At 44.0% G+C, this 17,084-nt stretch carries 18 protein-coding genes and 1 riboswitch; of the genes, 11 read left to right on the top strand and 7 right to left on the bottom strand.

Annotated features, from left to right (window positions below; translation table 11 throughout):
* The first annotated feature begins 15 nt into the window (after positions 1–15).
* The 5 genes from ACM1ND_RS21825 (at position 16) to ACM1ND_RS21805 (ending at position 4,655) form a co-directional block, all read left to right on the top strand.
* Positions 16–741, top strand: coding sequence for a Cthe_2314 family HEPN domain-containing protein (locus ACM1ND_RS21825; RefSeq protein WP_061829845.1), 726 nt, complete (start codon positions 16–18; stop codon positions 739–741).
* Between the two features lie 125 nt (positions 742–866).
* Positions 867–1,006, top strand: a riboswitch (SAM riboswitch).
* Positions 1,007–1,142: 136 nt separating this feature from the next.
* Positions 1,143–2,165, top strand: a complete 1,023-nt coding sequence (locus tag ACM1ND_RS21820; protein ID WP_028541430.1) for a methionine ABC transporter ATP-binding protein — start codon at positions 1,143–1,145, stop codon at positions 2,163–2,165.
* Complete coding sequence (locus ACM1ND_RS21815; RefSeq protein ID WP_025723588.1) at positions 2,162–2,830, top strand: methionine ABC transporter permease; 669 nt, start codon at positions 2,162–2,164, stop codon at positions 2,828–2,830. The genes ACM1ND_RS21820 and ACM1ND_RS21815 overlap by 4 nt, the downstream gene beginning before the upstream one ends.
* A gap of 74 nt (positions 2,831–2,904) precedes the next feature.
* Positions 2,905–3,747, top strand: a complete 843-nt coding sequence (locus ACM1ND_RS21810) for a MetQ/NlpA family ABC transporter substrate-binding protein (protein ID WP_418026562.1) — start codon at positions 2,905–2,907, stop codon at positions 3,745–3,747.
* A 143-nt stretch (positions 3,748–3,890) separates the two neighbouring features.
* Entirely contained in the window at positions 3,891–4,655 is a 765-nt protein-coding gene (locus ACM1ND_RS21805; RefSeq protein ID WP_025723586.1) for an SDR family oxidoreductase, read from the top strand.
* A gap of 92 nt (positions 4,656–4,747) precedes the next feature.
* Here the strand turns inward: ACM1ND_RS21805 and ACM1ND_RS21800 are convergent, their stop codons facing one another.
* Complete coding sequence (locus ACM1ND_RS21800) at positions 4,748–4,993, bottom strand: NifU family protein (RefSeq protein ID WP_013311836.1); 246 nt, start codon at positions 4,991–4,993, stop codon at positions 4,748–4,750.
* Between the two features lie 87 nt (positions 4,994–5,080).
* Here ACM1ND_RS21800 and ACM1ND_RS21795 point away from each other — a divergent pair, with 87 nt between their 5' ends.
* The gene (locus ACM1ND_RS21795; protein WP_023990179.1) at positions 5,081–5,338 is read left to right on the top strand and encodes a YuzB family protein; all 258 of its coding nucleotides are present in this window, start codon (positions 5,081–5,083) and stop codon (positions 5,336–5,338) included.
* Positions 5,339–5,456: 118 nt separating this feature from the next.
* On the opposite strand, the gene ACM1ND_RS21790 is transcribed toward ACM1ND_RS21795, so the two are convergent.
* Both ACM1ND_RS21790 and mqnE read right to left on the bottom strand, forming a co-directional pair.
* Positions 5,457–6,524 (bottom strand): NAD(P)/FAD-dependent oxidoreductase, encoded by a 1,068-nt coding sequence (locus ACM1ND_RS21790; RefSeq protein WP_076264903.1) that lies wholly within the window; start codon positions 6,522–6,524, stop codon positions 5,457–5,459.
* 203 nt (positions 6,525–6,727) lie between these two features.
* Positions 6,728–7,834 (bottom strand): aminofutalosine synthase MqnE, encoded by a 1,107-nt coding sequence (gene mqnE / locus ACM1ND_RS21785; RefSeq protein WP_023990177.1) that lies wholly within the window; start codon positions 7,832–7,834, stop codon positions 6,728–6,730.
* Between the two features lie 372 nt (positions 7,835–8,206).
* On the opposite strand from mqnE, the gene ACM1ND_RS21780 reads away from it, so the two are divergent.
* Positions 8,207–8,566: a HesB/IscA family protein gene (locus tag ACM1ND_RS21780; RefSeq protein WP_013311832.1), complete on the top strand. Its 360-nt coding sequence runs from the start codon at positions 8,207–8,209 to the stop codon at positions 8,564–8,566.
* 551 nt (positions 8,567–9,117) lie between these two features.
* Here the strand turns inward: ACM1ND_RS21780 and ACM1ND_RS21775 are convergent.
* The gene (locus tag ACM1ND_RS21775) at positions 9,118–9,849 is read right to left on the bottom strand and encodes an HNH endonuclease (protein WP_418026561.1); all 732 of its coding nucleotides are present in this window, start codon (positions 9,847–9,849) and stop codon (positions 9,118–9,120) included.
* 496 nt (positions 9,850–10,345) lie between these two features.
* Complete coding sequence (locus ACM1ND_RS21770; RefSeq protein WP_028541434.1) at positions 10,346–10,582, bottom strand: helix-turn-helix domain-containing protein; 237 nt, start codon at positions 10,580–10,582, stop codon at positions 10,346–10,348.
* 212 nt (positions 10,583–10,794) lie between these two features.
* Between ACM1ND_RS21770 and ACM1ND_RS21765 the strand changes: the two genes are divergently transcribed.
* The 3 genes from ACM1ND_RS21765 to ACM1ND_RS21755 all read left to right on the top strand — a co-directional run bounded on the left by ACM1ND_RS21765 (position 10,795) and on the right by ACM1ND_RS21755 (position 13,804).
* Positions 10,795–11,160: a hypothetical protein gene (locus ACM1ND_RS21765; protein WP_028541435.1), complete on the top strand. Its 366-nt coding sequence runs from the start codon at positions 10,795–10,797 to the stop codon at positions 11,158–11,160.
* A 193-nt stretch (positions 11,161–11,353) separates the two neighbouring features.
* Positions 11,354–12,928 carry a sigma-70 family RNA polymerase sigma factor gene (locus ACM1ND_RS21760; protein ID WP_418026560.1) on the top strand — a complete coding sequence of 525 codons (1,575 nt, stop codon included), beginning with the start codon at positions 11,354–11,356 and terminating at the stop codon, positions 12,926–12,928.
* Between the two features lie 432 nt (positions 12,929–13,360).
* Entirely contained in the window at positions 13,361–13,804 is a 444-nt protein-coding gene (locus ACM1ND_RS21755; protein WP_049828413.1) for a ferritin-like domain-containing protein, read from the top strand.
* Positions 13,805–13,824: 20 nt separating this feature from the next.
* Here ACM1ND_RS21755 and ACM1ND_RS21750 read toward each other — a convergent pair whose 3' ends face one another.
* Positions 13,825–14,532, bottom strand: coding sequence for a DUF421 domain-containing protein (locus ACM1ND_RS21750; RefSeq protein ID WP_254348692.1), 708 nt, complete (start codon positions 14,530–14,532; stop codon positions 13,825–13,827).
* Positions 14,533–14,886: 354 nt separating this feature from the next.
* Positions 14,887–15,765: a LysR family transcriptional regulator gene (locus ACM1ND_RS21745; protein ID WP_418026559.1), complete on the bottom strand. Its 879-nt coding sequence runs from the start codon at positions 15,763–15,765 to the stop codon at positions 14,887–14,889.
* 148 nt (positions 15,766–15,913) lie between these two features.
* Here ACM1ND_RS21745 and ACM1ND_RS21740 point away from each other — a divergent pair, with 148 nt between their 5' ends.
* A complete protein-coding gene (locus tag ACM1ND_RS21740) occupies positions 15,914–16,831 on the top strand; it encodes a DMT family transporter (RefSeq protein ID WP_028541440.1) in 918 nt (305 codons plus the stop codon).
* Positions 16,832–17,084 lie beyond the last annotated feature (253 nt).

Raw genomic sequence — 17,084 nt, 5'->3', positions numbered from 1 at the left:
TAAGGAGGCGTAAGCATGATACGCAAGCTACTGGGTGAGCCACCACGTGTGAACAAAGGCATCCTGCTAGATGCCATGAATAGCATGTCAGATATGTTGAACCTGCTGGAGCGGCAAATTCAGGCTGGTGGAGATCCGACCCACGATTTTCGGAAGGCGGATATTTTGACACGCGGTCTAATGTCATCTCTGGATGAACTGGAGCAGAGCCATCATGCTGCCGCCTTTTTCCGTATGAAAGTGAAAGCTGGATATGCTGAAGATATGAGCGAGGATGAAAAATCCGACTATGCATTATATGTTTTCTTTTATAAAGATGGGTTTGTGAGGGTATTCTCCATTTTAGATAAGCTGGGCAACTGGCTAAATGATCTGTGTGATTTAAAAACAGGGCAGTATAAGGCTCACTATTCGTATTTTACCGTGTTGCGGCAGCTCAAGTATCTCAAAATGCATCCTGTATTGACCGATAATTTAATTGATATCAAGGACACATACAACGATGCCATCAATCGGCTGCGTAAGCGTCGGAATACGGAGATACACTATATGAATACGGAAATGCAGGATGATCTCTGGCAACGACACCGAGCTTTGTATGGAAAAATCCAACTGGAGGACCTCGATCACCATTTAGAAGATTTGCAGCAGGGCTTGGAAATGGTGTGTCGGTCGCTGTCAAACGCCTTTACTTATACTGCGAAACAATGGGAGAACCGGGCAGTACGCCCAAAAATATGATAGAAAATATCCTTTGACAAAGCAATGTAAACTATCTATACTGAAACCTAGTTTCAGAAAAATGCTTGAATTATGTTTTTTTATATAAACTTAACGGACAGCTAAAGCTGGAGTTTAACATATTTTTCTTATCCAGAGAGGTGGAGGGACTGGCCCGATGAAGCCCGGCAACCCGTTCTTTCCCGGTGTAATACACTGGGAGGGAACATGATGGTGCTAATTCCTACAAAACCGCTAGAGTTATAGCGATTTTGGCAGATGAGAAAAGGTTCGCAAGGTGGGGCCCTTTTCATTCTGTGAAAGGGGCTCTTTTTTGTATAAATAAATAGCGATTTTATACAATCCTGAGAGATGACAACTGGTTAAAAGGGTAAGGAAGAAGTGAAGGGGGTCGCAGCACGTTGATAGAGCTTAAGCAGTTAACCAAGCATTATGGCAAAGGCAACCGACGCGTTAATGCGCTATCTGGGTTGAATCTTTCTATAAAGCGTGGAGAAATATTCGGAGTGATTGGTCACTCCGGGGCGGGGAAAAGTACATTGATCCGCTGTATTAATTTATTGGAACGCCCTACTTCAGGCGAAGTATGGGTAGACGGGGTAAACCTCGCTACTGTGAGTCAATCCCAGTTACAGAAGCAACGTCGAAAAATCGGAATGATTTTTCAGCATTTTAATTTGTTATCTTCGGCAACGGTGTATGACAATATTGCATTTCCTTTGCGGTTGGTTAACACTCCCAGGGAAAAGCTGGACATGAAAGTTCGTGAGCTGCTGGAACTGGTGGGTCTGGAAGAACACAGTGGAAAGTATCCGTCACAGCTCTCAGGTGGACAGAAACAGCGGGTAGGAATTGCACGGGCGCTGGCTAGTGATCCTCATGTATTGCTGTGTGACGAAGCGACTTCAGCGCTTGATCCGCAGACGACGGGGTCTATCCTGAAATTGCTGTTGGATATTAATCAGCGCTTTAATTTAACCATCGTGCTGATTACACATGAAATGCATGTCATTCAAAGCATTTGTGATCGAGTTGGCGTCATTCATCAGGGCGACATCGTGGAGCAAGGCCCAGTGGCGGAAGTATTTTTGAAGCCACAGCACCAGGTAACCAAGGACTTTATCCAACGGGAGTCAGAACATCCCGAGGAGCTGCAAGCAGCGATTGCGGCAGCAGGTGGCGGTGAGTCGGCGCAGGTGGTACGTATCTCCTTCTTGGGCAGTAAAACATATGATGCGATTCTGTCGCGTACGGCTCGAAGCACTGGTGTTGATTTTGCGATCTTGCAGGGAACCATATCTACGATTAAAAATGTACCCTATGGACAGCTGATCGTTCGTTTTGAAGGAAATCATGAGGATATAGAGCAAACGCTGCGCGAAGTGTCTGGGCAAGGACTTGATGTGGAGGTGATCGGACAATGAGCGAACTTGATTTTTCACAAGTGAGTTGGGAAGAGCTAGGGAATTCTACTCTGGAAACCCTTCAGATGCTCGGGGCATCCGCTTTGTTCACCCTCATTATTGGTTTGCCGCTCGGTATATTATTGTTTCTGGCGAGTCGCTCCTCGTTAACTCTGATGAAGGTGATATACATTGTATTATCATTCATCGTTAACATTTTACGTTCCGTACCATTTATTATTTTGATCGTTGCACTTATTCCTTTTACACGATCGCTGGTAGGTACCTCGACCGGGGTGCTTGGAACCATTCCGCCGTTGGTTATCGGGGCTGCCCCATTCTTCGCACGTCTTGTCGAAACGTCTCTGCGTGAAGTGGACAAGGGTGTCATTGAAGCCGCACAAGCGATGGGTGCCTCGACAGGACAAATTATCCGGCGTGTGCTGTTACGTGAGGCACTTCCGGGTCTGCTCGCTGCATTAACCATTACCGTCGTTACACTCGTATCCTACACGGCAATGTCCGGGATGATCGGGGGCGGTGGACTGGGTACACTGGCTATCAACTACGGCTATTATCGTTATGAAACGGCTGTCATGATCGTTGCGGTCGTGCTGATGGTCGTATTGGTACAATTGCTGCAAATGGCGGGAGATCGTCTCGTGCGGCATTATACTCGAAAATAGGGAAAACATATAGATATCCTTATTGATCAGGACGTCTGATCCTGAATATTACAAATTATTGGAGGGGTAATAACATGAAGAAATGGGTATTGGCTGTACTAAGCTTGACATTAATTGCGGTGCTGGCGGCTTGCGGTACAAAGAGCACAACATCGGATACAAACAATGCGAACCAAAATACAGGCGGATCACCACGTGAAGTGGAGCTGAAAGTTGGAGCTTCTCCTGTGCCGCATGCGGAAATTTTGGAAGCGATCAAGCCTCAGTTGGAAAAAGAAGGGGTTCGTCTCCAAGTCGTTCAGTTTAACGACTATGTACAGCCGAACGTACAATTGTTTGACAAGCAACTGGATGCTAACTTCTTTCAACATGTACCTTACCTGGATGTGATGAACAAAGAGCGCAAAATGGATCTGGTTTCTGTGGGCGCAGTTCATTTGGAGCCATTCGGTATCTACTCCCAAAAATATAAAAAGCTTGATGAAATCCCAGATGGCGCAACTGTAGCCATTCCGAACGATGCGACAAACGGAGGCCGCGCATTGCTCTTGTTGGAGAAACAAGGTCTGATCAAGCTGAAAGACGCAAGCAACATTGAAGCTACGGTAAAAGATATTACTGAAAATAAGAAAAACCTGAAATTCAAGGAGCTTGAGGCGGCTATGCTGCCACGTCAGTTGCCTGAAGTGGATATTGCGTTGATCAACACGAACTACGCTCTGGAAGCGAAGCTGAATCCAACGAAGGATGCACTGGCACTGGAAGATAAAGATTCTCCTTATGCTAACGTTCTGGTAGCACGTCCTGATAATAAAGATTCCGAAGCGATTCAGAAGCTGATCAAAGCTTTGCAATCTCCAGAAACTAAAAAATTCATCGAAGATAAATACCAAGGCGCGATTATTCCAGCATTTTAAGCAGGGAACGAGAACGCATTGCACGCAAACCCCAGATTCTCTTGAACAAGAGGACTGGGGTTTCTTTTTGGATGGAGTTGTAGGGGAAGCTTAAATATTTTATACTTGGGGGTGACCGTTCTCTGTGAACAGGAGGAAAATTGTTGAGAGATAAAGTCGCATTCATAACCGGCAGTGCCAAAGGTTTAGGTAAAACGACCGCTTTGCGTCTGGCGGATGAAGGCTGTAATATTGCGCTAAATTATGTGCATAGCCAAGCAGAAGCCGAAGCGCTTAAGCGGGTGATTGAGTCTAAGGGAGTACGCTGCCTGTCTTTACAAGGGGATATCTCTGTTCAGGAAGATATCACGAGGCTGATTGGTGAAGTACAGGATCGGCTGGGTGGAGTCGATATTATGGTGAACAATGCCGGACCGTTCATCCGGGAACGCCGTCTGTTTGCGGATTACAGTGTAGCTGAGATTCATGCCATGATACAAGGAAATCTGGTTGGTACCATGCTGCTGGATCATTTGGTATTGCCCCACATGCGTAGCCAGCAATGGGGACGTATTATTCATTTTGGCTTTGGTCATGCTGGAGAAGCAAGGGCTTGGCCGCATCGCGCCGTCTACGCAGCCGCCAAGGTGGGGCTGGTGTCTTTTACAAAGTCACTGGCTGTAGAGGAAGCTCCTTATGGCATTACGGTCAATATGATCTGTCCAGGGGATATCCGAGGAGCAAATAAGGAAATGTCAATCGCCGATGTCATCGGCATGCAGGATAAAGAGACACCGCGTGGACGTCCGGGGAGCGGGGAGGACATTGCGCGAGTGATCGCCTATTTATGTGAGGAGCATTCGGATTTTATAACAGGCAATATTATGGATGTATCGGGAGGTTTAGATCCCATTCGCCCAACCATATAAGCTTAAGTGATCCTTCAGACGCTGTAACACAAAAAAGAGTCTTGAGCTTCGTTACCGAAGTCAAGACTCTCATGATCATTATGCATCAAGCATTAGAATACTTGTACCACTTCTTGGACGCCGTCGACTTCTTCGAGAAGAGCGCGTTCAATCCCTGCTTTCAGCGTGATTGTGGAACTTGGGCAACTGCCGCAAGCGCCTACTAGCTTCAGCTTAACGATGCCGTCTTCAACGTCAACCAGCTCAACGTCGCCACCATCGCGTTGCAGGAACGGACGGAGCTTATCCAGTACATCTGCTACTTCATCATACATTTGAACGCTTTGTGTTTCGCTCATTAGAATTCAACTCCTTTCCTATACCTTTATTATTATATTACAAAGCGGGCCAAATTAAAATGCCCGTCATCCAAAGCAGGTGAAAAAATGTTAAGGCCTATTATTGAGTTTTGCACCAGTAATATGCATTGGGGTACCGATGAGATCATGTCCAAGCTGGAGCAGAATCCAGATTATGATGTGATTGAATACGGATGCCTAAGCAATTGTGGTCAGTGCAACGCCGAACCCTATGCGATGGTCAACGGTGAGATTGTATCCGCAGATTCAGCAGAGCTTCTGTACGAAGTGATTATGAACAAAATTAAGGAAGCTGAAGCATGGGATAACCTAGATTTGGATTGAAATAGAATGGTCCGTTTAACCAGCTTCCTTTTGTATAGGAAATATACATCATCATACACTCAACAAACAAAGAAGACCTGCTCTGGGAGCGGGTCTTCTTTGTTTGTTGAGCATGCGGTTAGCCAAAATGGCGTTTGGACTTCCAGAGCACGCCGCTTTTAAGCAGGCGTGGTACTCGTCCGCGCAATGAGGTACTGCCCATAAAGCCATAGCCGAACCCGGCCTTCTTGCCAAGTGCGCCTAATGTACCGCGCAGCTTTAAAGGATGCGGGTGAGGCGTTTGGCCTTTCCACAGGTCGCGTACAATGTGTGCGATTTGCTCCCCTTGCACTTCTGCCGCCTGAGCGCTTGGAGAGTAGGGAAGGCTCGCACAGTCTCCGACCACATACACCTCAGGATGATCCGGTATTTGATAATACTCGTTGAGCACGATACGACCCTGAGGGTCTTTAGGGACGGCTAAATCCTGCACGATTTTTACCGGCTGAATCCCCGCTGTCCATACCACTGCATCCGTTACAATTTGCTCGTCGCGGTTATAAATAGCCCCCGGCTCAATACGGGAAACCGCAACATGATTCAGGGCATTAACCTGATGCTCCTTGAACCAAGCATGTACATAGGCAGACAAACGTTGCGGGAATGCCGACAGCACCCGCTCGCCCCGATCCATAATGGTAATATTCAAATCCGTGCGGCTTTCACGTAACTCCGCAGCAATCTCAACACCGCTAAGACCGCCGCCTACAATATGGACATGTCCATATGGCTTGATTTCGTTCAAGCGCAGATAGGTTTGGCGGGTATGGTTAAACGACTGGATCGTACAGCTGTGTTCTTCAGCCCCCGGTGTATTGTGAAAGCGGTCGGTACAACCCAACGCAATGACAAGCTGGTCATAGGGCAAGGGTTCACCGTCTTGAAAATTGACAATCTTATTCTCTAGATCCATCGAGGTGACTTCTCCGTATTTGCGAATAAGACGTTGTTCATCTGGAAAATGCACCCGCAAATCAAAATCAGAAACCGTACCTGCCGCGAGGGCATAGTACTCTGTTTTCAACCCCTGAAAGGGCATTCGATCCACTAAAATAACTTGAACATCGTCGGGAATGTGTTTATCCAGCAATTCTTTGGCAATGGTAAGGCCACCATAGCCGCCCCCCAGAATAACGAAATTTTTCATCAAAATCCGCCTTCCTTTCGCTACCGTGTCCCCGGCAAATGGTCTGGTGTCTCGTCGATCTAACACAAGTTTTTGTTGTTATAAAACCCGAGAATCAGGCCTGCCTTTGTCAGGCAGACCAGCGTATTCCGAGGCAGCAGATGCTGCATGGTGTGAGTAATGGGGATGAAATGCTCGCGGGAAATTTGAATCCGATATTACATTTATTCGAAAACTTCGATTTCGTTATAGAAGGTGTCCCGTTCAACAGGTATACGTCCGGCACCTTTGACCAGCCAGATTAGCTCTTTACGGGTCAATCCGGCAGGGGTTAACGCACCTGCGGCATGGCTGATCTGCTCACGCACAATCGTGCCATGGACGTCTGATGCGCCAAAGGTGAGAGCGACCTGCGTCAATTGCGGTCCAATATTAATGAAGTAAGCTTTGACATGGTCGATATTGTCCAGCATCAGGCGGCTGATCGCAATGGTTTTGAGATCCTCGTAAGCGGAGTTACGACGCATGATGTTGGCGTTTTTGCTTTTCGGCTGCATGGACAGTGGAATAAATACCATAAATCCGTTCGTTTCGTCCTGCAATTCGCGAATTTGCAGCATATGTTCAATACGATCCTGATACGATTCGACCGAACCGTACAGCATAGTCGTATGAGTTTTCATGCCGAGATTGTGGGCCGTGCGATGTACTTCGAGATAGCGGTCCACGTTGGCTTTGGTAACACGCATCTTCTTCCGATATTCGTCGGACAAGATTTCCGCGCCACCACCAGTCAGGGATTGAAGTCCAGCCTTTTGCAGCTCCTGAAGCACTTCTTTAATACTCAAGCCGCTTATGCGTGTGAAAAAGTCAATTTCCGCTGCAGTGTAAGCTTTCAGTGTAACGTGAGGATACTTTTCATTCAGTGCCTTCAATGAGTCTACATAGTATTGGAAAGGCACATGATTATTATGACCACCGACGATATGAAATTCTCTTACCCCCGGATGGATGTGCTGCTCTACATAATCAATCATTTCCTGCCCGGACAACGTATAAGAGCCGTCCTCCCCCTGATCCTTGCGGAAATTGCAGAACGCGCAGCGCGCTTCGCATACATTGGTGAAGTACAGGCTCATGTTTTCGATAAAATAAACCTTTTTTCCGTTCTTGCGTAAATTAGCTTCGTTAGCCAACTGACCCAGTGTGAGGATATCGTCAGTTTCATACAAATATATACCGTCTTCAAGGTTCAAACGAATACCGTTCTGTACCTTTTCTACAATTTCCGCCATTCTGCGGTCTGTAAAAGGTGTAACTAATGTGGACATGCCTATTCCTCCTTCAAGTTGCTCTGTGCGAGGCTGTCCGCCAAATCAGCGGCACAAGCGCTAAGTGCGCACAGGATGTCCCGTTCCGTCGGTAAGAATCCGGCAGCGCGGATATACGATATGTGAAAAATGTTACAATGCCAGGCTACAATGATGAATATCTCAAAATATCGCCTTTGAAATGACAAATTTCCGACAGTTTCTTTTACACACTCTTCACCTATTATAAACCTCGCACCACCGGTGTTCAATACAAACGAATAGAAAAACAGGTCTTTAAGCCTGTAAGGGAAGGACATTCCATGACTTGAGCACCTGCAAATAGTGGAGTATACTGAAGGAGAACATGAAGTAAAAGAGGAGGATGGAGCTATGATTAACATCACCGATTCCGCTGCTGAGCGTTTGAAGGATATGCTGGAGCAGCAGGAAACGCCGAATATGTTTTTACGTCTGGGTGTTACGCCGGGCGGTTGCACCGGATTTTCGTATGCAATGGGCTTTGACGACAACGAGACGGATCAGGATATATATATGAACGTACAGGATATGAAGATTGTAGTAGAAAAGGAAAGCATCCGCTACCTGGACGGTCTGGAAATCGACTTTGAAGAGTCTGGAATGTCAGGCGGCTTCACGATTCATAACCCGAATGCCGTAGCTACATGCGGCTGTGGTTCAAGCTTCCGTACGGCTACGGATGCTGGGAAACCGAACGAAGAGCCTTGTTAATTCAGGTTTTTCGTTTGAGTAATTGATTGGAAATGTATTCTACTGAATATGTGTATTGGAATGTTAATTGCAGTGGTGAGAAAAGTAATTCATAATCATTCTTCTGGGTAAACACAACCCTAAATTTAATGATTTTGGATTGTTAATTACAACCTCCTGAACTTGAGTATAACGAAAAATTATACTTAGTGCAGGAGGTTTTTTATGCTTGAAAAAGTGTGCGAAAAACAGCACTAAACAATAAGATGTATCCAGGATACACTCTGGAAGTTAGTATGACGAAAAATCTGAAGGATTAAGGGAACGAACCTTAATGATTTAAGCTAGACACTGGGGGAAGCTATTTTATTAATTGGTTCAATAGAATTATTGAGTTCAAGAAATAAATCAATGCGCCCCATCGCTTCTTCAAATGCTGCAATGTATCTTGAACATTGGAAAAAAGAATGGTTGGACATCCCATTTGCTCAATTAGATGAGGGATGGATAAAGAAATATAACTAAATTATCCATGAAAGATGGATCCCTTTTGTTTGGCTCCTCTTTTCACATTAAAGATTTAGTATCAGTTTCTTTCTCTTTCTTTTACTTAGGGATAGTTCTAATCTTTGTTGAAGTCTCTCAAGTGAAGGGTGATTTTCTGGCTTCTCTGGCAGACAAATTTTCGTATAGTTAACAGTGACCCCTTCATCGCTTATAAAATTGATTATGGTTCCATCTGAATTTATGCATATATTTCCAATTTCATACTCTTTATCATGAATAGCACATAAGCATATTCCATTCTGTATAGAATCATCATTGCATTTATGTACTGGATAGATGTGGGCGGCTACTAAGGAAGATTTTGCTTTTACATCACACATTGCGCATTTATAATTGTAAGCTTCAAGAACATTTTTTCTGAAATCTTTGTTCCTTAGTAATTTTTTTTGAGTAGTTTCTTGGTATGGTCTATTATCAGGATGAGCTTTTCCCTTAGGATAAGTGAGAATTACATTTCCGGTTTCATCTTTTGAAGCAATGGGCAATAAGTCATACCTTTTCTTTGACATATCCAAGAAACCAGTTGTACCCTTACTATCAAAAATTATTTGTACTCGTATTTCACCTTTATTATGATGGTCTAGTGCTAAGCAGATAGGAAAGTTTATATTATTAGGAAGATTATCCAAAAAATCTTCATTCAATTGACGATTTCTTTCTTCTTTAATTGCCGCATTATTTGCCTGAATTAATTCTTCCTTGATGAAAACTTTTCCAGTACAATCTATTGGATGCATATTATTTCCTCCCTTAACATTTTATGAAAAAATTTTAACATATATTTATATTAAGAGTTTTTTAATCTGAGTTGAAAGTGATATGATAAATTTATCAGGATTACGATATTGCTATAAGTAAAGCCGCACAATATTCGGATTAAAGTAAGTAGCAAGTTTTCCTTTACCTGCTGTTTTCATCTTCTTTGTAAAGTATTGTATTTTCATTATTTATGCTTATTAGTAATTGAATTAATGTTGTACTCAAGGTCAGAAATAGTGCATTTAATAATCAAGACTACAATTTTCAGTACCTAAAAATGAATTCATTGAGAGAGCGGAACTCCCTAATATACCTTTATTTTGAGATTAATTATGAAGAGTCCGGGATGTCAGGCGGCTGTGGTTCAAGCTTCCGTACAAGTGATAATACAGGGAGAAAACCAAGCGAAGAGCCTTTTTAAACAGTTCTGTATCAAATACGTATATTAAAGAAAGAGCGCTATCCCCAAACGGATTAGCACTCTTTCTCTTTATCTAATGGTTGTTCCTTTTTAAACTCAACAACCTCTTCAATTCTACAGTCCAATTCCTCACAAATACGTGCAATGACACTCATGGCTACAAATTCCCCATTAGACATTTTCGCCAAAGTGGATGGTGATATTCCTAATTGAGTACGAAGGTAAGTTCGTGTTTTATCTCGTTTAATTAGAGTGATTTCCATTGGTTTATAACTTGGTCTCAATCCCATGAGCAAACCCCCTCAACTTATTATATGTACTTAAATATTAGAGAAGTCAAACTTAAATTACAATAATGCGTACATATTATTCGATAAGTGTTGAATAATTTTGTGCGAAAGTGTATTATATGTATAAGAAGTCGTACATTAAATACATAAAAATTAATTTGTGTTCTTTTAGTTAACAAAAGATTAATGAAATAGGAGGAGAATTATTTTTTATGAACGAACCAATTGAATTGAAAAGAGTTGCCATGGTATACGGACCTGATGATGATCCTCATATGTATGAATTATTTGAGGGAGTTCTGTATGATCGTAGCTATTTCTTTTATCTTGAACATGGGATACTGTGTCTGCGACATGTACGAAAGGTAGAACAACCGCATCATCCACATCTTTATGTGGATGGGGAAAGTGGGGGCCTCCAACTAGCGAAGAATGTACAGCGTGAGATTATGGAGGTCGTTACAGAACTGATCGAGCGTTTGCGTAGTAAGGATGGATTGGCGTTTTTACTGGATGAACTGCTATGGCTACATGGTCGAAGTCATATTGAGCTTAACCTCGTGAAAAATAAAGGATGATATATTTCTGTTGAAAACCAACAGCCTGTAACTACATTATGCTTCTATTGAGAAGGAATCTGTTAATATGGTTGCTGTGTTCAGTGACGCTCTTTATCAATCATTTCATTTTTCCATCAACATGATTTGTAACCTTCCCCCACTGAGCCGGCACATAAGATTAAGAACACGAAAGAAAAGAGGCTAGGAACGTATGAGGGAGTGGGTTGAAAAGGCGCGGCTAGGGGATGCGGAAGCGTTCGGTCAGCTGATGCTGCATTTTCGCGGGATGGCCTATGCGGTGTCCTATGACATGCTGAAGGATGTTCATCTCGCGGAAGATGCCGTGCAGGATGCGTTCATAGAGGCTTATCAGAATCTGGAGAAGCTACAGAACCCGTCCGCTTTTCCAGGCTGGTTCAAGACCATTGTCGTAAGACAGTGCCAGCGGATGCTGCGGCGTAAGCATCATTCGATGCTTCCTCTGGATGAGGCTGTGCAGGTTTCCGGAGGAGTACTGGGTTTAGCAGAAATTGCGGAGCGTAGGGAGGAGAGCCAAGTTCTGCAACAATCGGTGAAGGCACTGTCTGCCAAGCTGCGCGTTCCTCTGCGATTGTTTTATTTTTACGGCTACTCTCTGCAGGAAATTTCCGATTATCTGGGCACTCCGGTCCCGACGCTTAAGAAGCGGCTGCACGATGCCCGCCGAAAGTTGAAAGGTACACTCCCGGTAGCCGACCTCGTTTCCGTGTTCAATCATTTGTATGAGGGAGGGCAAAACATGCTACATATTGTTAACGGTGATGTTGTAGGTGACATGTTGAAGCAGGGTGTTGTACAAGGTGACGTGCTTGTATGGAGAGAGGTATATCCGGCAGGACCGATATTTACAAATCCAGCGGGGGCTGAAGAACGGGTACTGCGGGCCCAGGTCCTGGAAGAAACGATGGGTATTCCGGCCAGCAAATATATTACGAGCTGTGAGGAACAAGAGCAGAAACTTCGTGAATTTATCAAGTATGATGAAGTCGTATTGTGGTTTGAGCATGACCTGTTTGATCAGAGCATGCTCGCCTATCTGCTCCACTGGTTCAAAAGACAGAAACTGGGCCGCACGAAGCTGAGCCTGCTCTGTATTGGGGAGTTTCCGGGAATCGAACGGTTTCATGGTCTGGGACAGCTCACTCCGGCACAGCTTCAAACATTATCCGGGACCTGGCGGACTATTGGGCGGCAAGAAATGGAACTCGGAAGCAAGCTTTGGCAGGCGTACGCTTCTCCTGATCCTGTTCAAATGGCTAATCTGCTGGAAGACAAGAAGGCAGAATTGGCAGCATCCGGCCTGCCTTTTGCCTATGAAGCTTTCACAGCGCATCTCAAGCGGCTGCCCTCGGAGCAGAATGGTCTTGGCGTTGTGGAACAGACCACGCTTCAGGCCGTTCATAATGGAGTGAATACGCCATTGGAATTGTTTCGTCAGGTAACTGACGTCCTGCATGTGCTTGGGATGGGTGATCTCGAATACTGGAAATTTATTCGTGCTTTGGCGCAAGGCGAACATCCTTTGCTGATCATTGACGGGGATGAGGCCAGCTTGGATTTCAGACAAATTCCGGATTTTCTGAACCGAAAGGTAATCCTGACAGAGTTGGGTAATGAGGTACTGAATGAATCAGTGGACCGTATTGCAGTTCAAGGGATCGACGAGTGGTTTGGGGGGCTACATCTCCATGGACATGAGGTTTCTTGGCGATGGGATGATTTGGCTGGTGGATTGGTCCGACATTGAAGAAAGTATAGAAGCAGATTGTTTAAAGTGCGAAAGAGTTTTCCGTTTATGGAAAACTCTTTTTTATTTTTTAGTAGACCATATTAAGACAAGAAAACCAGCTAATGTTTGTCAAAGAGTCCCTCGTCTATTTCTCTGTAGCTTATAGTAATAGATGCAGCACTTTCAACTATGACACAAATCGTAATTGATTTTTTAGTGAGTTCTTCCCCTGTGTTAGCTATCATCAGTATAATCAACCGAGTATGTTGGTAAGTCAAATAGCCGCTAGCATTACTTCACTAGAAAAGGGCGACTAGGAGTGTGCGAAACAGTCATTTTTCCTAATGTTAGGAACCGACATGGGCAGATGCGCATATACTTTCTAAAAACTAACATCGGGAGGAGATAAACTTGTATCAAGTACCTTCTTACTGGGGAAATTCATACTATATGCGGGCCAATTTTGTACCTATCTGGAACACAGGATTTCCGAAAGCAGTACAAATGATAAAGGAAGCGGTACAAGGGGAGCGTAACGATGAGTTGTTCTACGATGAATTGATCAATTTGGCTCCCTCACAAGAGCAGGTGGCTATTATTGAAAGCATCCGTAACGATGAGCGCGGCCACAATAAAATGTTCAGAGAGATGTATCGGGCTTTGACAGGACAGGAAATTGCAGGCATCAGTAGTGAGCAATATGAGAGGGTGCAATCCTATACAGAAGGTCTACAGCGCGCCTTGATGGGAGAGTTGGGTGCGGTGGAACGGTATCGCAACATCTGGTTTGGTTTGCCTGCTGGCATCTATAAGGACACAGTGTACGGTATCATTTTGGATGAGCTTAAGCACGCTGCCAAATACAATTATCTGATTACGTTGAATCTCAGGTAACTATTGATCGAAAGTCAATACTACTCCACATCAATTGGATGCTGGATTTTATCCTTATATTCATCCACATAGAGTTGGCCGTTGCTGCCTTTAACGGCATAGAATACGTCCTCTAACTTTTTGTCGCGTGCCTTCAGTTGAGACAGCAGCCATGATTCGGGAATATGATTGGAGTTTAAATTGCCATGTAAAAGCTGTCCGTCGATTACAAGCTCAATTGGGAACTGTGTGGCATTACCTGCATTCAACTGCAGGTCTTTTAATGTCACGGCTTGCAGTTCCTTTTTCTTTTGAACAGATAGTTTTCCGTTAATCTCAAGGAGGGCGTACTCCACTTCTTCTATATTAAAAATTTCTTTCTGGCGAAGCTGTTGATTTAAAGAATCTAATGTCATATTATTTTTTTTTAAGTTATCTTCGAGAATGAACCCTCCTTCTATGAGCACGGTGGGTGCTCCCTCTGTCCACATCTTAAAGTTTCTGAATTTCAAAAAAAACTTGGATAAAACATAAGAAGTAATTGTAAAAACAGACAGGGCTATTAATAGGTGGACAACTTCTATTTTTTCGTTAAAGGCAAAGTTGGCTGCTATAGCCCCTAATATGACCGCCGTCACGAATTCGTGAAAGTTCATATTGGAGAGGGTTTGCTTCCCCAATATTCTACCAATTAGCATGAGGATAACGAATGCAGAGAAACTTCTGATCAAAATAACGAGATGTTCCATGCAAAACCCTCCTAGTTTAAAAATTGCAGGTGTTCAGTATAGGTTACCCGCTGCACTAGAATAATATACCAGTGGAATTAATGCATTATATGTGATGTATAAGCTTGTTGGCGCAGGCGATCCGAGCTACCTTGTAAGGCTTGCCTTCTTTCTTTTTCTTTTCTTAATAGACCTTTAATTTTTGATTTGCTCTTTGTCGTAGTCCAGCATAGGCAACCAATTATTTCGGCCCCACGAATTGTTTCCGTCTTTCCCTAAAACCACCTGAAATGGGTTAGAAATTTAGCTATTTGGTCGAATGATTTGATTTCTCTGCATATGAATAGACCTCCTTATGATCATGATCCAATGCTTCTACTGCTTCGAATCCGTAAATAGCTCCTGCGCGGTTCGCACAAATAACTGTACAGCAAGTGAAGCATTATGCAGAGATGGTACAGCGATACCGATTTGCCGTGTGATCAGAGGTGAAGTCTCCTTGATGGTCAGATTATGAGGGAACGTGGACAAGGCAAGTGAAGAGACAATGCCCATACCCAGTCCTTGTCGAACCATGCTGACCAAGGTGCTGATATTATGAGTAATGAATTGTGCCTGCAACTGACTTTGTTCGCGTTCAAAACCTTCCATAATGGCGACCTCATGTCCACCTTTACAAAAGATCATATCCTGCTCATTCAAGTCTCGAATGGCGATTTTGTTGTGCGATTGTAGAGGGTGACCGTCTGGCAGGAGAATAACCATGTCATCCTGACATAAAGGGATGACATCTACCTGAGGGTCTGGTAACAGGATGATACCCGCTTCGATTTCTCTGGTATGCACCCACTCCTTGACTTCATTCGTGGAGCCTTCATGTAGGTCGAAAACAAGGTTCGGATAATGCTGACGAATATGATGAATAATCGGGGGCAGAAAATAGGCTGAGGCAGAAGGAAAGGCACCGATCGTGATCGTGCCCACGTCTAGACCTTTTTCAGCAGCCACCTGCTGCTGTACCTTTTCCATGCTTTGCAGCATCATACGGAATTGCAGCAGTACCTTGTTCCCGATATCGGTCAGCAGCACTCCTTTTTTTCGGTCGCGCAGCAATAGCTGGACATCCAGCTCGTTTTCGATGCTGGCGATGGCATGGCTGACCGCGGGCTGCGTCATATGCAGCTCATGGGCAGTTTGGGTGAAGCTTAGCGTTTCAGCTACGCGAACGAAGATCATAATTTGAGTAATGGTCATAAGTGAAAAGTTATCTCCCTTATTGAAAACATTCATTTTATTTATTAGTGATCACAGTATACGCTAGTAAAGCAAAACTTTGCAAACGGCTATTCAGATTTTAGTCGGTAGCAATGAACGATGAAAATCTAAGGGAGAGAAGATATCTATGAAAAAATTAACACCTAAAGCTACACTGTGGCTTGTCTTGATATTAGTGATGGTATGGGGGATCAACTGGCCGTTGACCAAGCTGGCTTTGCCAGATACACCGCCGATATTTTTTTCAGGAATCCGTACCCTACTGGGTGGTGTGATTCTGCTATTGTTCGCTATGCGTCACCGGGAAACCTTGCGCTTTAGACAGAATGCGTGGACTTATCTTGTGCTGGCCATATTTAATATTGCAGGCTACTATGGCTTGCAGACGGTAGGGCTACGTTATTTGCCTGCTGGGTTATTTTCCACTTTAGTGTTCCTTCAGCCGATCTTGTTGGGATTATTCTCTTGGATGTGGTTGGGGGAGCGTATGTTTCCCCTGAAGGTCATTGGACTGGTACTGGGTTTTGGCGGGGTGATCGTGATTAGCTCTGGTGGGATGGCAGGGCATTTGTCGGTACTGGGCATTGTGTTGGGGCTAGCTTCAGGACTGTGCTGGGCGCTCGGAACGATTTATATGAAGAAAAAAAGCAATCAATTGGACTCCATTTGGGCGGTGACGATGCAGCTCATTTTTGGGGGGATCATACTCAATGGGATTGGATTTACGACCGAGAAATGGAGCGATATTCACTGGACTACCTCCTTTATCGCGATTTTATTGTTTATTTCGATATTCGTGATTGCGATGGGCTGGATGATTTATTTTAAACTGATCGATAACGGAGATGCAGGAACCGTCGGCTCCTATACGTTTATGATACCGGTGTTGTCCACGGTCTTTAGTATGGTAATGCTCAAGGAATCACTTACTTTGACGTTTGTTGTGGGACTGGTGCTGATTGCAGGCAGTGTGTATCTGGTAAATATTAAAGAAAGAATAGAGTTATCAACCAAGTATCAGAACGGTGAGACATTTGAGGATTAACGGGGGCGATGGATCAGGAAGAACTTCAATAACTTCTTTCATGCACGCATATTGGAAGCACCAATATAGCGTGCTTTTTTTGACTATGATTTTCAAAGAGGTTTGTCGTACCAAATTAGCTAACAAGATGTACTGTTATAAAAAACATTAAACTAACAAAATGACGTTAAAGGTTTTTTTTTGTTTTTTTATAGTTCTCGTTCTTATGTAAAGAATTCAATGAATATAATATTTTAGAGCAAAAAAAGAGGTG

The organism is Paenibacillus sp. JJ1722 (assembly GCF_048282685.1).
Taxonomy (GTDB): domain Bacteria; phylum Bacillota; class Bacilli; order Paenibacillales; family Paenibacillaceae; genus Paenibacillus; species Paenibacillus polymyxa_B.
Note: the sequence above shows the minus strand (reverse complement) of the source record. Positions and strands in the feature narration are given on the sequence as shown.